Origin of the sequence: Arthrobacter sp. 260, assembly GCF_013116745.1 — a bacterium.
Lineage (GTDB): Bacteria > Actinomycetota > Actinomycetes > Actinomycetales > Micrococcaceae > Arthrobacter_D.
Genome location: NZ_JABFOE010000014.1, coordinates 83,807 through 98,401, shown reverse-complemented (window position 1 = coordinate 98,401; position 14,595 = coordinate 83,807). Strand labels below are relative to the sequence as shown.

Genomic DNA, 14,595 nt, shown 5'->3' with positions numbered 1-14,595 from the left:
GCAACCCGCCATACGTGCACAACCTGTCCGACGGCGGCGTCTCGTGGGCGTAGGTACCCGCCACACATGTACAAGGTGTCCGACGGCGGCACCCTCACGAGCCTTCGCACCCGCCATATGTGCACAAATGTGCCCGACGGCGGAGGGTTACGTTCGGAGGAAGCGGTTAGCCAGGCGGGTGGCTACAGGCCGACCTCGGCGCTGTCCAGCAGCGCGACGGCGTCGGGCTGGCCCTCGAACGTGACGAGGGCGTGGCGGGTCCGGCCGTGGGCGTGCATCAGGAGCTCGCCGGGATCGCCCTTGATGGCGACGGACACGGGCGCTCGTTTCGCGACATGACGCAGCCCGTCGGAGCGCACCAGCACAATCCCCAGGTCCACCCCACGGTAGAGAATCGCGGCGCGTTTGATCAGTTCGTCCCAGAGCGCGTTCGAGTAATCCTCGTCCAGCGCACGAGGCGCCCACCGGCTACGTGCACGACGGACGTCCTCGGTGTGGACGAAGTATTCAATCAGGTTGGCGCTGGCATCCAGCGACTTGGACCGCTTCAGCGGGGAGTAGAAGGGATGCCCGGCGAGGAAATCGTCGACCAGCTTCTTGAAACCCTCAACTGACTCCGCCTTGGCGGCGAGTTTGCGGACCGACTTGTCGGACACGGCGGCCAGGGGCTTGATGACCATGGCAAGGCCAACGGCCGGTCGGTGTTCCCGCAGGTAAAGGTGGGCGGCCAGCTCTTTGGCCTGCCAGCCATCGCACAGCGTCGGCGAATGGGGCCCTGCTGCGAGAAGCGTTTCGGCCAGGACTTCGCGGGATGGTTCTACATATTGCATCACTGCTGAAACTAGCAGATCCGGTGCTTCTTGGCACGGGGAACCGCCGCGCCGCACCACCCTGAAGCACTCAACCGTCCGTCAGCTGGCCACCCGGTGTCGCGATAGAATTGACGGTGATGCCATCACAGACCGATACCCCGTCAACGCCCGATTCTTCTACCGGGTCAGCCCTTGATCCGCAGATCGCTGCTGCCCTCAAACGGGACCCCGCTGGGCTGGTCGCAGCGGTGATCCAGCAGCACGATTCGGGGGAAGTCCTGATGCTTGGCTGGATGGATGACGAGGCTGTCCACCGCACCCTCACCACCGGTCGGGTCACCTTTTTCTCCCGGTCCCGGAACGCCTACTGGCGCAAGGGCGACACCTCGGGCCACATCCAGTGGGTCAAGTCGGCGGCCATCGATTGCGACGGCGACGCCCTCCTCATCCGCGTCGACCAGGTGGGTGCCGCCTGCCACACTGGCACCCGGACCTGCTTCGACGGCAGGGACCTCGCCGTGGTTACCGGTCCCGACACCTCCCACTAGCGGCCCACGCGCCGCCCACCGTGACGTTTCCCACCGCCAGCTGAAAGAGCACACACCGTTATGCAGGAACTTGGAGTCATCAGCCCCAGCCTTGAGGAGTTCCGCGAACTCGCCAGGGACCGCCGCGTGGTGCCCGTCCATCTGAAGGTGCTCGCGGACGCCCACACCCCCATCGCCATCTACCGCAAGCTCGCTGACGGCCAGCCCGGTACCTTCCTGATGGAATCCGCGGCGGTCGGCGGCGTGTGGTCGAGGTACTCGTTCATCGGCGCCCACTCGCGCGCCACCCTGACCAGCCTCGACGGCGAGGCGCACTGGCTGGGGGAGCCGCCGGCAGGTGTCCCCACCACCGGCAGCCCGGTCGAGGCGCTCCGCCAGACCATCGAGGCGCTGCGCACCCCCCGGTTCGATAACCTGCCGCCGTTCACCTCAGGTCTGGTGGGCTTCATCGGCTGGGAGTCGGTCCGCCACTGGGAGCGGCTGACCAGCCCACCCGAAGACGATCTGCTGCTGCCCGAGCTGGCCATGTGCCTGGTCACCGACATGGCCGTGCATGACAACTCCGAGGGCACCCTCACCCTCGTCGCGAACGCGATCAACTTCGACGGCTCCAGCGACCGGGTGGATGAAGCCTGGCACGACGCCGTCCAGCGGATCCGCGCCATGCTCACCAAGCTGGGGGAAGCCGCCGAACAGCCCGTCTCCGTGCTGCGGGACGGGTCGGTGGACACCGCCGAACTCCTTTCCCGCGTCGACGAACGCTGGGACAAGCCCAAGTACCTGGCCGCCATCGAGCGCGGGAAGCGGGCCATCGTGGACGGCGACGTGTTCCAGGTGGTCATCTCCCGGCGGTTCGAACTCGACTGCGACGCGTCCCCGTTGGACGTCTACCGGGTGCTCCGGAACACCAACCCGAGCCCCTACATGTACCTGTTCAGCCTGGCCGACGCCGACGGGCGGGAGTACTCGATCGTCGGATCTTCCCCGGAGGCCCTCGTCACGGTCACCGGCAAGGACGTCATCACCCACCCGATTGCCGGCTCCCGCCCCCGCGGGCACACCCTGGACCAGGACCGGGCCCTCGCCGACGAGCTGCTGGCCGACGAGAAGGAACGCGCCGAACACCTGATGCTGGTCGACCTGGCCCGCAACGACATTTCCAAGGTCTGTGTGCCCGGCTCGGTCGACGTCACCCAGTTCATGGAAGTGGAGCGGTTCAGCCACATCATGCACCTCGTCTCGACGGTGGTCGGTTCGCTGGCCCCCACGAAGACGGCGTATGACGTGCTCGCCGCCACCTTCCCCGCCGGTACCCTGTCCGGGGCTCCCAAGCCCCGCGCGCTGCGCCTGATCGACGAGGTGGAACCCCACCGCCGCGGAATCTACGGCGGGGTGGTCGGCTACCTCGATTTCGCCGGCGACATGGACCTGGCCATCGCCATCCGGTCAGCACTGCTCCGCGACGGCCGGGCCTACGTGCAGGCCGGCGGCGGGATTGTGGCCGACTCCGTCCTGGAAGACGAGGCGCAGGAAACCGTCAACAAGGCGGCAGCGCCGCTGCGTGCGGCACTGATCGCCTCCAGCCTCAGGACCGTCACCGCTGCCGAGGCGCTAGAGGAAGTAGAGGTCCCATGAGCACCGACCCGGGCACCACAGACGGCCAGGCAAGCTCCTCCGGGCACTCGAAGGCCTCCGCAACACCCAAGGCGCCAAGTGCGTGGCAGCGCAAAGGCACTGTGATTCTGGCCACGGTGCTGTTCTCCCTGCTCGCGTTCGCAAGCACCACCCAGACCTGGCTGACGGTGATCCTGCCACAGGACGCCGTCCAGACCCCCAACCTCACCATCCCCGGCAGCGACGCCGCCACCGCCGTCACCGCCTTCGCGCTAGTGTCCCTGGCCGCGGCGCTGGCCGTTTCCATCGCTGGCCGGATCGCCCGGATCCTGGTGGTGGCGATCCTGCTCATCGCCGGCGTCGGGATCGTCTGGAACAGCCTGCTGGTGGTGGCAGACCCCACCGGGGCCGCTGCCCCGGCGATCGGCGAGGCAATCGGTGTCAGCACCGGCAGCGGTGCCACCCTGGCGCTCACCGTGTTCCCCTGGCTGGCCGCCGCTGCTGGCGTCCTGTTGACAGTGACTGCGGTCTGGATGCTCCTCGCCAGCCGCGGCTGGAACCGGTCCAAGCGGTACGAGAAGGTCGCCGACGAGAACCCGTCCGCGCGCAAGTCGACCGCCCACTCGGACGAGATCGACAGCTGGGACCAGCTCACCAAGGGGAAAGATCCCACCACCTGAGCCAGCACGGCAGACCACGGCCGCCCCTAACTAATGGCAGAATGAAGACCAGACGAGTTTCAAGGAGAGTCACCATGGCCAAAGACGCCACAGCCAACGCAACGACCCGGACCGCCTCCGTGGAGCACCCGGAAAATTCACGGGAAAACCACGCATCAATGCATGACGAGACCATCGGCCACGGCAACAGCCCCGCGGCGTGGACCTGCGTGCTGATCATGCTCGTCGGCGCAGCAGTGTCGTCCTTCGCCTATGTCTTCGCCAGCACCGAGGGGAACATGGGCGCCGGAACCGTTCTGTTCTGGATCGGCATCGCCGTCATGGTGGTGGGTCTCGGAGCGGGCCTCGTCATGAAGCGCGCCGGCTACGGTGTCGGCGGATCAAAGCTGAAGGGCAAAGACGACTAGGTGAGCGTTCTCGACGACATCATCGCGGGAGTCCGTGAGGACCTCGCACCCCGTGTTGCGGCGCTCCCGCTGGAGCAACTGCGCGACGACGCCACCTCGGCTCCCGCGCCCCGCGACGCCTACGCCGCCCTGCGCGGTAACGGCACCGGGATCACCCTGATCGCCGAGGTGAAACGCCGCAGCCCCTCCAAGGGAGCGCTGGCCGACATCACCGACCCCGCGGCTCTGGCGGTGCGCTACGAAACCGGAGGCGCCGCCGTCGTCAGCGTCCTCACCGAACAGCGACGCTTCGGCGGGTCACTGGCCGACCTCGATGCTGTGCGCGCCGCCGTCGACCTGCCGTTGCTGCGCAAGGACTTCACCGTCGACGAATACCAGATCTGGGAGGCCCGCGCCCACGGCGCCGACCTGGTCCTGCTGATCGTCGCAGCCCTGACCGACGAGGAGCTCCGCAGCTTCCTCGCACTGACCCACCAGCTCGGCATGAACGCACTGGTGGAAACCCACACCGCTGACGAGGTGGAACGGGCAGTTGCGGCCGGTGCCAAGATCGTCGGCATCAACGTACGGAACCTGAAGACGCTCGACATTGACCGGTCGGTCTTCGCCCCCCTGGCCGCCGGTATCCCGGCGGGCACGCTCATCATCGCCGAGTCGGGAGTGCGGGACGCAGCCGACGTCGGACGGTTCGCCTCCGATGGAGCCGACGCCATTCTGGTCGGCGAGGCGTTGGTCCGGCACGACAATCCCCAGGACACGATCGCCGCGTTCCTCGACGCCGGCCGCAGCGCGCGACTGGCCCTCCAGGACCAGCCAACCGCTTAGCCACCGGCACGCAGCACACCACCACGACAGGACAGGCAAGCTCATGACCGATTCGCCCCAGGCAGCCAACGGACCCACCGAGGTCACCGAAGGTACTGCAGAAGCCTTCCTCAACCCCACGGGGAGCCTGCGCCACGCGCCCGGCCCCTACTTCGGTGAGTACGGCGGCCGCTGGATGCCCGAGTCGCTGATTGCTGCTCTCGACGAGCTCACCGATACCTTCGAGAAGGCCAAGGCGGATCCCGAGTTCACCGCCCAGGTGGCGGAACTGAACCGCACCTACGCCGGGCGCCCCTCGCTGCTGACCGAGGCCAAGCGGTTCTCTGAGCATGCAGGCGGTGTGCGGATCTTCCTCAAGCGCGAAGACCTCAACCACACCGGATCCCACAAGATCAACAACGTGCTGGGCCAGGCCCTCCTCGCCAAGCGGATGGGCAAGACCCGCGTCATCGCCGAAACCGGTGCGGGCCAGCACGGAGTCGCCAGTGCCACCGCCGCAGCCCTGATGGGCCTGGAGTGCGTCGTCTACATGGGTGCCGAAGACTGCCGCCGGCAGGCGCTGAACGTGGCCCGGATGGAACTGCTCGGAGCCACAGTCGTCCCGGTCACCAACGGGTCGCAGACCCTCAAGGACGCCATCAACGACGCCCTGCGCGACTGGGTGGCCAACGTGGACACCACCCATTACCTCCTCGGCACGGCCGCCGGAGCGCACCCGTTCCCGTCAATGGTCAGGTACTTCCACGAGGTCATCGGCGAGGAAGCCCGCGAGCAGATGCTGGCCGAAACCGGCCGCCTGCCCGACGCGGTGTGCGCCTGCATCGGCGGCGGGTCCAACGCGATCGGTATGTTCCACGGGTTCCTCGACGACCCCGAGGTGGCACTGTACGGCTTCGAGGCAGGCGGCGACGGCGTCGAAACCGGACGCCATGCCGCGACCATTACCCTGGGCCGTCCCGGCGTGCTGCACGGCGCCCGCTCCTACCTGATGCAGGACGACGACGGCCAGACCATCGAGTCCCACTCCATCTCCGCCGGACTGGACTACCCCGGCGTCGGCCCGGAGCACGCCTACCTGGCCGACATCGGCCGGGTCAGCTACGAGCCGATCACCGATGCCGAAGCCATGGACGCATTCAAGCTGCTGTGCCGCAGCGAGGGAATCATCCCGGCCATCGAAACCGCCCACGCCCTGGCCGGAGCCATCAAGGTGGGGCAACGCCTCGCCGCCGAGGGCGGCGACCCGTCGGAAAAGATCGTCCTGATCAACCTCTCCGGCCGTGGCGACAAGGACGTGGCGACAGCCGCCGAATTCTTCGACCTGCTGCCCGACAACAGCGCCGAATCCGAAATCGGAAAAGACGGGGAACAACTGTGAACACCCAGACCACCAGCAAGTCGGCCGCCGCGATCGACCGTGCGCGCGACGCCGGCCGTGCCGCGCTGATCGGGTACCTGCCCGCCGGTTTCCCCGACGTCCAGACCACCATCGACGCGGCGGTTGCCATGGCGGAGAACGGGATGGACCTGATCGAGATCGGCATCCCCTACTCGGATCCGGTGATGGACGGTGCGGTAATCCAGGAAGCAACGGTGCAGGCCCTGCAGAACGGGTTCACCGTCGAGAAGGTCTTCGACATCGTCAAGGGCATCACGGAGCGCACCGACGCGGCCGTGCTCGTGATGACCTACTGGAACCCGGTCATGCAGCTCGGCGTCCGCGAGTTCGCCCGTCGGCTGCACGAGGCTGGGGGAGCAGGACTGATCACCCCCGACCTGATCCCCGACGAAGCCGCCGAATGGCTGGCCGCCTCCGAGGAGTTTGGCCTGGACCGGGTCTTCCTCGTGGCCCCGTCCACGAGCGACGAGCGGATGGAACGGACGGTCGCGGCCAGCCGCGGGTTTGTCTACGCCGTCTCCATCATGGGCGTCACCGGCGCCCGGACCGCTGTCAGTTCCGCGGCCCGCGCCGTCGTCGACGCCGCCCACGGTGCTGGCGCTGAACGCGCCTGCGTCGGGCTCGGCGTTTCCTCCGCAGACCAGGTCCGGGAGATCGCCGCGTACGCGGACGGCGTGATCGTGGGCACCGCCCTGGTGGCGGCCCTGCGCGACGGCGGAGTACCCGCCCTCGCCGAACTGACCAAGGACCTCAGCAGCGGAACGGGAAAGAGCTAACCCATGCGAATCGTGAGCACCATCGGGACGCTTCCCGCCAGTATCCCGAGCCCACCGGCGGAGTGGGCGTCCTTCAGCCTTGGACCGCTCACGCTGTACACGTACGCCCTGTGCATCCTTGCCGGGATCATCCTGGCCCTGCTGCTGACCGTATCCCGGTGGAAGCGCTACGGCGGCAACCCGGACGTCATCTGGGACGTCGCCATCTGGGCCATCCCGTTCGGCATCCTCGGCGGACGGCTCTACCACGTGATCTCCTCACCCGACGCCTACTTCGGACCCGACGGCGACCTGTCGCGGATCCCGCGGATCTGGGAGGGCGGCCTGGGCATCTGGGGCGCCATCGCCTTGGGTGCCGTGGGCGCCTGGATCGGCTGCCGCCGGTCCGGGGTGCGGCTGAGCGCCTTCGCCGACGCCGCCGCCCCGGGCATCCTGCTTGCGCAGGCGGTGGGCCGGCTCGGAAACTGGTTCAACCAGGAGCTTTTTGGCGCCCCCACCACCCTGCCGTGGGGCCTGGAAATCGACCCGGAGAACGCCAACTTCCCAGACGGCGTCCCCGTGGACACCCTGTTCCACCCGACCTTCCTGTACGAGATGCTGTGGAACCTCGCCGGCGTCGCCCTGCTCCTGCTCATCGACAAGCGGTTCCGCCTCCGCGGGGGAATGATGTTCTGGGCGTACGCTGCCTTCTACACGGCGGGCCGCGTCTGGATCGAAGCCCTCCGCATCGACGACGCCGAACTGGTCACCCTGTTCGGTGTCACCCAGCGGCTCAACGTCTGGACCAGCATCCTGGTCCTGGTCGGTGCCATCGCCGTCCTCATCTACCTCGGTACGAAACGCAAGGGGGCCGACACGCCGTCGCTGTACCTGCCAGGCCGTGAACCGTCGGCAGTGGATTCGCTGGAAGACACCACCGACACCCACATTGCCGACACAGACGAAACGAAATCCACCACCCGTGGTAATCTCGTCGAAACAAACGGTAGTGATGAACCTCTCTCCGAGCGGGACAGCACCGATCCGACAAAGCGGGAGAACGACTCCCGACCCTAGCGTCCAGGGCCACCGCCCACACTGGACACACCGCCACAGTGACGTGGCCCCGGCGCCCCGGCGGAACACCCCTCTCCAGGCGCACCGGATATGGCGGGCACCTCAGGTGCCCAGTTGTTCTGCAATCGTTGTTCCGGGAACCTCCCGGGAAGCATCAGTCACGCCATAGAATTCTGCTAACAAGTTCGTTTAGTGAGCAGCCCACTCGGGCTGCAGACCTGGGGCCAAGGCCGTCCCCTCCCGACGCTCCATTCTGGGGGAAGGACACTACCTATGAATGCTCCCACTTCCGGCAACCCCACCGCCGGCGTTTCCACCAACACCTCGGACAACGGGTCAGCGACCCGTTACGGCGAGGATGCCTCGATCGTTGACGACGTCACCCCCGAGGTCACCCCCGGTGCTGAGAAGTCCACCGTCGTCTCTCCCTTCGAGCGGTTCTCCAACATTCCCGAGGCCACCGGACTGTATAACCCGGAGAACGAGAAGGATGCATGCGGCCTGGCCGTCATCGCGACCCTTCGCGGGGAACCGGGCCACGACATCGTCGATCATGCGCTGACCGCGCTGCGCAACCTTGAGCACCGCGGTGCAGTGGGCGCCGATGAGGGCACCGGCGACGGCGCCGGCCTGCTCACCCAGGTTCCCGACGAGTTCTTCCGCGCGGTAGTCGACTTCGACCTTCCCCCGGCTGGCCAGTACGCAGTCGGGACCGCGTTCCTTCCCGCTGAGGGACGCGAGGAACAGACCGCACGCGCCGGACTGGAAGCGATCGCCGAATCCGAGGGACTCACCGTCCTCGGCTGGCGCGAAGTGCCCATCCAGGCCGACCTCGTGGGCGCCATGGCTCGTGCCTGCATGCCGCACTTCGTGCAGCTCTTCCTGGCACCCACCGGCGGAGCGTCCTCCTCGGACAATGCGTCTCCGGACAGCGCCCCGTCGGGAAGTAAAGCTGCGCCGGTCGACCTGGACGCGCTGGCCTTCAGGGTGCGGAAGCGCGCCCAGAACAAGCTCGGCGTCTACTTCCCGTCCCTGTCCTCCAAGACCATGGTCTACAAGGGCATGCTGACCACCGCGCAGCTGGAACCGTTCTACCCGGACCTGTCCGACCCCCGGTTCAAGACCAAGCTGGGCATCGTGCACTCCCGGTTCTCCACCAACACCTTCCCCTCTTGGCCTCTCGCCCAACCGTTCAGGACCATCGCCCACAACGGCGAAATCAACACGGTCAAGGGCAACCGGAACTGGATGCGCGCACGCCAGTCGCAGCTGTCCAACAGCCTCCTCGGCGACGACCCCGAGGAACTGTTCCCCATCTGCACCCCCGGAGCCTCCGACTCGGCGTCGTTCGACGAGGTCGCCGAACTGCTGATGCTCTCCGGCCGGCCCATCACCCACGCGATCATGATGATGATCCCTGAGGCGTGGGAGAACCACGCCACGATGGATCCTGCCCGCCGTGCGTTCTACCAGTACCACTCGATGCTCATGGAACCGTGGGACGGCCCCGCGGCCGTGTCCTTCACCGACGGGACCCTGGTGGGGGCTGTCCTGGACCGCAATGGCCTCCGCCCCGCCCGCTACTGGGTGATGGAGGACGGTCTGGTGGTCCTCGCCTCCGAGGTGGGAGTCATCGACATCGAACCCTCCAAGGTGGTGCACAAGGGCCGCGTGTCCCCGGGCAAGATGTTCCTCGTGGACACCGAGGCCGGACGGGTGATCGAGGACCAGGAAATCAAGGCGCAGGTTGCCTCCGCCAACCCGTGGGGCGAATGGGTCAAGGACAACCTGCTGCTCCTGAAGGACCTCCCCGAACGCGAGCACGTCCTGCACACCAAGGCCTCCATCAACCGGCGCCAGCGCACCTTCGGCTACACGCAGGAAGAGCTGCGGATCCTTCTCGGACCGATGGCGAAGGCCGGAGCCGAACCGCTCGGCGCGATGGGCTCCGACACTCCGGTCGCCGTGCTGTCCAAGCGACCACGGCTCCTGTTTGACTACTTCGTGCAGTCCTTCGCGCAGGTCACCAACCCGCCACTGGACTCCATCCGCGAGGAACTCGTCACCTCGCTGCGGGCGTCCCTGGGCCCCAACGGCAACCTCCTGACCACCAAGCAGGTGCACGCCAAGCAGGTGGGTCTGAGCTTCCCGGTGATCAACAACGACGAACTGGCGAAGATCGCCAACATGTCCAACAGCGACGGCGAACGCATCGCCATGAAGGTCCGCGGGCTGTACCGGCCCGAGGGCGGTGAGGCGTCCCTCCGGGCACGGCTCACCGAGATCTGCGAGCAGGTCTCCAGCGCCATCAATCGGGGCATCCAGTACATTGTCCTGTCAGACCGTGACTCGAACGCTCAGTGGGCGCCCATCCCGTCCCTGCTGCTGACCAGTGCCGTTCACCACCACCTGCTCAAGAGCGCCAACCGGACCAAGACCTCACTGGTGGTCGAAGCCGGGGACGTGCGCGAGGTCCACCATGTGGCAGCGCTGATCGGCTACGGTTCCTCGGCGATCAACCCTTACCTGGCCATGGAAAGCTGCGAGGAACTGGTCCGCAACGGCGACATCACCGGAGTGACCGCCGAGCAGGCCGTCGCCAACCTCATCAAGGGGCTCGGCAAGGGCGTCCTGAAGATCATGTCCAAGATGGGCATCTCAACGGTCGGCTCCTACTGTGGCGCGCAGACCTTCGAGGCACTCGGTCTGGGCCAGGAACTCGTGGACGAATACTTCCACGGCACGCAGACCCAGCTCGGCGGCGTCGGGCTGGAGGTGATCGCTGCCGAGACGGCAGCGCGCCACGCCAGCGCCTACCCGCAGGACGGGATCGACGATCCGCACCGGGACCTGGACAACGGTGGGGAGTACCAGTGGCGCCGCGAGGGCCCACCGCACCTGTTCAACCCGGAGACCGTGTTCCGGCTGCAGCACGCCACCCGCGAGCGGCGCTACGACATCTTCAAGAAGTACACCAGTGGCGTCGACGACCAGGCCAAGGAACTGATGACCCTGCGCGGGTTGCTCCAGTTCAAGGAGGGCGTGCGCGAACCGGTGCCGATCGACGAGGTTGAACCGGTCTCCAGCATCGTCAAGCGGTTCTCCACCGGCGCGATGAGCTACGGCTCCATCTCCCAGGAGGCCCACGAGACGCTGGCTATCGCCATGAACCGCCTCGGCGGCAAGTCCAACACCGGCGAGGGCGGGGAAGATATTGACCGGCTGCTCGACCCCGAGCGCCGGTCAGCGATCAAGCAGGTTGCCTCCGGCCGGTTCGGCGTGACCAGCCTGTACCTGACCAACGCCACTGACATCCAGATCAAGATGGCGCAGGGTGCCAAGCCCGGCGAGGGCGGCCAGCTGATGAGCCAGAAGGTCTACCCGTGGGTGGCCCGGACCCGGCACTCCACTCCCGGCGTGGCCTTGATCTCGCCGCCGCCGCACCACGACATCTACTCCATTGAGGACCTCGCCCAGCTGATCTACGACCTGAAGCGGTCCAACCCGTCGGCACGCGTGCACGTCAAGCTGGTCTCCGAAGTGGGGATCGGCACGGTCGCGGCCGGCGTCACCAAGGCCAAGGCCGACGTCGTCCTGATTTCCGGGCACGACGGCGGCACCGGTGCCAGCCCCCTGAACTCGCTCAAGCACGCGGGCGTTCCCTGGGAGCTGGGCCTGGCGGAAACCCAGCAGACCCTCATGCTCAACGGGCTCCGCGACCGCGTGGTGGTGCAGGTCGACGGGCAGCTCAAGACCGGGCGCGACGTCGTCATCGCCGCGCTGCTCGGCGGCGAGGAGTTCGGTTTCGCGACGGCGCCGCTGGTGGTCTCGGGCTGCGTCATGATGCGCGTCTGCCACCTGGACACCTGTCCGGTGGGCGTCGCCACGCAGAACCCCGAGCTGCGCAGCCGGTTCACCGGCAAGCCCGAGTTCGTGGTCAACTTCTTCGAGTTTCTCGCCGAGGAGGTCAGGGAGATCCTGGCCAGCCTGGGCTTCCGGTCCATCGAGGAAGCCATCGGCCACAGCGAGTCGCTCGACGCACGCAAGGCAATCGACCACTGGAAGGCCGACGGTCTCGACCTCGACCCGATCCTGCGCGGCAACGAGTTCGGCGACGACGCGCCGATGCGCAACATGACCACGCAGAACCACGAGCTGGACCAGCACTTCGACAAGAAGCTCATCGAGATGAGCGCCGACGCGCTGGACCACCGGGCCCCGGTGCGCATCTCGGTCGACGTCGTGAACACTGACCGTTCGGTGGGCACCATGCTGGGCCACGAGGTGACCCGGCGGTTCGGCATTGACACCCTCGCCACCGACACCATCGACGTCACCCTCACCGGTCAGGCGGGCCAGTCCCTTGGCGCGTTCCTGCCCGCGGGCATCACCCTGCGGCTGTTTGGCGACTCAAACGACTACGTGGGCAAGGGACTGTCCGGCGGGCGGATCATCGTCCGGCCGGACCGGTCCAACGTCTTCGCCGCCGACCGCAATGTCATTGCTGGCAACGTGATCGGCTACGGCGCCACCAGCGGGGAGATCTTCCTCCGCGGGCAGGTGGGGGAGCGGTTCCTGGTGCGCAACTCCGGTGCGACGGCGGTGGTCGAGGGCATCGGCGACCACGGGTGCGAATACATGACCGGCGGCCAGACCCTGATCCTGGGCCGGACCGGCAGGAACTTCGGTGCCGGCATGTCCGGCGGCACCGCCTACGTGCTGGACCTCAACCGGCGCCGGATGAACACCCAGAGCATCGAGAACGGGGAGCTGAAGCTCGTCGAGTTGGATGCCGAGGACATCGAAATTGTCCGTCAGCTGATGATCAAGCATGTTGAAGAGACCGAATCGAACCTCGCAGCGCACCTGCTGGAGAACTTCGAGGACACCATCGCGCGGCTCACCAAGGTGCTGCCCCGCGACTACGCAGCTGTTCTGGATGCCCGGGCCGCTGCGGTTGAAGATGGCCTTGACCCCGACGGCGAAGAAGCTTGGACCCGAATCTTGGAGGTAACCGGTGGGTGACCCACGCGGATTCATGAAGGTACGCGAACGCCAGACCCAGCCCCGCCGGCCCGTGCCGGTGCGGATCATGGACTGGAAGGAAGTCTACGAGGCGCAGGAGAAGGGCGTCCTCAAGGCCCAGGCCGGACGCTGCATGGACTGCGGCATCCCGTTCTGTCACCAGGGCTGCCCGCTGGGCAACCTGATCCCGGAGTGGAACGACCTCACCTACCGGGACAAGGGCAGGGAAGCGATCGAGCGGCTGCACGCCACCAACAACTTCCCCGAGTTCACCGGCCGGCTGTGCCCGGCACCCTGCGAGGCATCCTGCGTGCTGGGGATCAACCAGCCGCCGGTCACCATCAAGCAGGTGGAAGTCTCGATCATTGATGAGGCCTTCGCCGAGGGTTGGGTTGAGGCGCACCCGCCGGAACGACTGACCGACAAGACCATCGCCGTCGTCGGCTCCGGCCCTGCAGGCCTTGCCGCAGCGCAGCAGCTCACCCGCACCGGTCACACGGTGGCCGTGTATGAGCGTGACGACAAGATTGGCGGGCTCCTGCGTTACGGGATTCCCGACTTCAAGATGGAAAAGAGTCACCTGGAGCGTCGCCTTGAGCAGATGCGTGCCGAGGGTACCCGGTTCAGGACCGGCGTCGAGGCGGGACGCGACATCAGCTGGGACCAGCTCCGGCGTCGTTACGACGCCGTCGTGGTTGCTACCGGCGCCACCATTCCCCGTGACCTGCCAATCCCGGGACGGGAACTGGAAGGCGTTCATTTCGCCATGGATTACCTGGTCCAGGCCAACCGGGTGAGTGCGGGCGGTGTTGTTGAGGACCAGATCCACGCGGAGGGCAAGCACGTGGTGATCCTTGGTGGCGGCGACACGGGCGCTGATTGCCTGGGCACCGCCCACCGGCAGCACGCGGCCTCCGTGACGACGCTGGCCATCGGACAGCAGCCGCCGGCGGACCGTGCGGCGCACCAGCCGTGGCCGACGTTCCCCACCCTGTTCGAGGTGGCCAGCGCCCATGAGGAAGGCGGTGAGCGGACCTACCTCGCCTCGACCGTCGAGTTTGTGGGCGAGAACGGCAAGCTCACCGCGGTCCGGGTGGCGGAGACCGAGTTTGTGGACGGCCGCCGGGTGCCGAAGGCCGGCACCGAGAAGGACATCCCGGCGGACCTGGTGTTCCTGTCGCTGGGGTTCACCGGTCCGGAGCCCGCCGGCCTCACCGAACAGGTTCAGGCCGACTTCGATGAGCACGGCAACATTGGTCGGGACGGCTACTACATGACCAACACGCCCGGGATTTTTGCGGCTGGCGACGCCGGTCGTGGACAGTCACTCATCGTCTGGGCCATCGCGGAGGGGCGCGCGTGCGCCGCAGCAGTGGACAAGTGGCTGATGGGGGAGACCAAACTGCCGGCACCGGTGGCTCCCACCGACCGCGCTATGGCAGTGCTCTGAGTG

General features: G+C 67.0%; 11 protein-coding genes. 10 read left to right on the top strand and 1 reads right to left on the bottom strand.

Annotated features, from left to right (window positions below; translation table 11 throughout):
* Nucleotides 1-182: 182 nt before the first annotated feature.
* A complete protein-coding gene (locus tag HMI57_RS15130; RefSeq protein ID WP_171586853.1) occupies nt 183-830 on the bottom strand; it encodes a TIGR03085 family metal-binding protein in 648 nt (215 codons plus the stop codon).
* Between the two features lie 119 nt (nt 831-949).
* Between HMI57_RS15130 and hisI the strand changes: the two genes are divergently transcribed.
* The 10 genes from hisI to HMI57_RS15080 all read left to right on the top strand — a co-directional run bounded on the left by hisI (nt 950) and on the right by HMI57_RS15080 (nt 14,592).
* Entirely contained in the window at nt 950-1,360 is a 411-nt protein-coding gene (gene hisI / locus HMI57_RS15125) for a phosphoribosyl-AMP cyclohydrolase (protein ID WP_171586834.1), read from the top strand.
* A 60-nt stretch (nt 1,361-1,420) separates the two neighbouring features.
* Nucleotides 1,421-2,995: an anthranilate synthase component I gene (locus HMI57_RS15120; protein WP_171586833.1), complete on the top strand. Its 1,575-nt coding sequence runs from the start codon at nt 1,421-1,423 to the stop codon at nt 2,993-2,995.
* Nucleotides 2,992-3,654, top strand: coding sequence for a Trp biosynthesis-associated membrane protein (locus HMI57_RS15115; RefSeq protein WP_171586832.1), 663 nt, complete (start codon nt 2,992-2,994; stop codon nt 3,652-3,654). The genes HMI57_RS15120 and HMI57_RS15115 overlap by 4 nt, the downstream gene beginning before the upstream one ends.
* A gap of 74 nt (nt 3,655-3,728) precedes the next feature.
* Complete coding sequence (locus HMI57_RS15110) at nt 3,729-4,061, top strand: HGxxPAAW family protein (RefSeq protein WP_171586831.1); 333 nt, start codon at nt 3,729-3,731, stop codon at nt 4,059-4,061.
* Complete coding sequence (trpC, locus tag HMI57_RS15105; RefSeq protein WP_171586830.1) at nt 4,062-4,886, top strand: indole-3-glycerol phosphate synthase TrpC; 825 nt, start codon at nt 4,062-4,064, stop codon at nt 4,884-4,886.
* Between the two features lie 43 nt (nt 4,887-4,929).
* Nucleotides 4,930-6,264, top strand: coding sequence for a tryptophan synthase subunit beta (gene trpB, locus HMI57_RS15100; RefSeq protein WP_171586829.1), 1,335 nt, complete (start codon nt 4,930-4,932; stop codon nt 6,262-6,264).
* Nucleotides 6,261-7,061, top strand: a complete 801-nt coding sequence (gene trpA, locus HMI57_RS15095) for a tryptophan synthase subunit alpha (protein WP_171586828.1) — start codon at nt 6,261-6,263, stop codon at nt 7,059-7,061. Before trpB ends, trpA begins: the two co-directional genes overlap by 4 nt.
* A gap of 3 nt (nt 7,062-7,064) precedes the next feature.
* Entirely contained in the window at nt 7,065-8,117 is a 1,053-nt protein-coding gene (lgt, locus tag HMI57_RS15090) for a prolipoprotein diacylglyceryl transferase (RefSeq protein WP_171586827.1), read from the top strand.
* A 273-nt stretch (nt 8,118-8,390) separates the two neighbouring features.
* The gene (gltB, locus tag HMI57_RS15085; RefSeq protein ID WP_216607557.1) at nt 8,391-13,142 is read left to right on the top strand and encodes a glutamate synthase large subunit; all 4,752 of its coding nucleotides are present in this window, start codon (nt 8,391-8,393) and stop codon (nt 13,140-13,142) included.
* Complete coding sequence (locus tag HMI57_RS15080; RefSeq protein ID WP_171586826.1) at nt 13,135-14,592, top strand: glutamate synthase small subunit; 1,458 nt, start codon at nt 13,135-13,137, stop codon at nt 14,590-14,592. The genes gltB and HMI57_RS15080 overlap by 8 nt, the downstream gene beginning before the upstream one ends.
* Nucleotides 14,593-14,595: the final 3 nt, after the last annotated feature.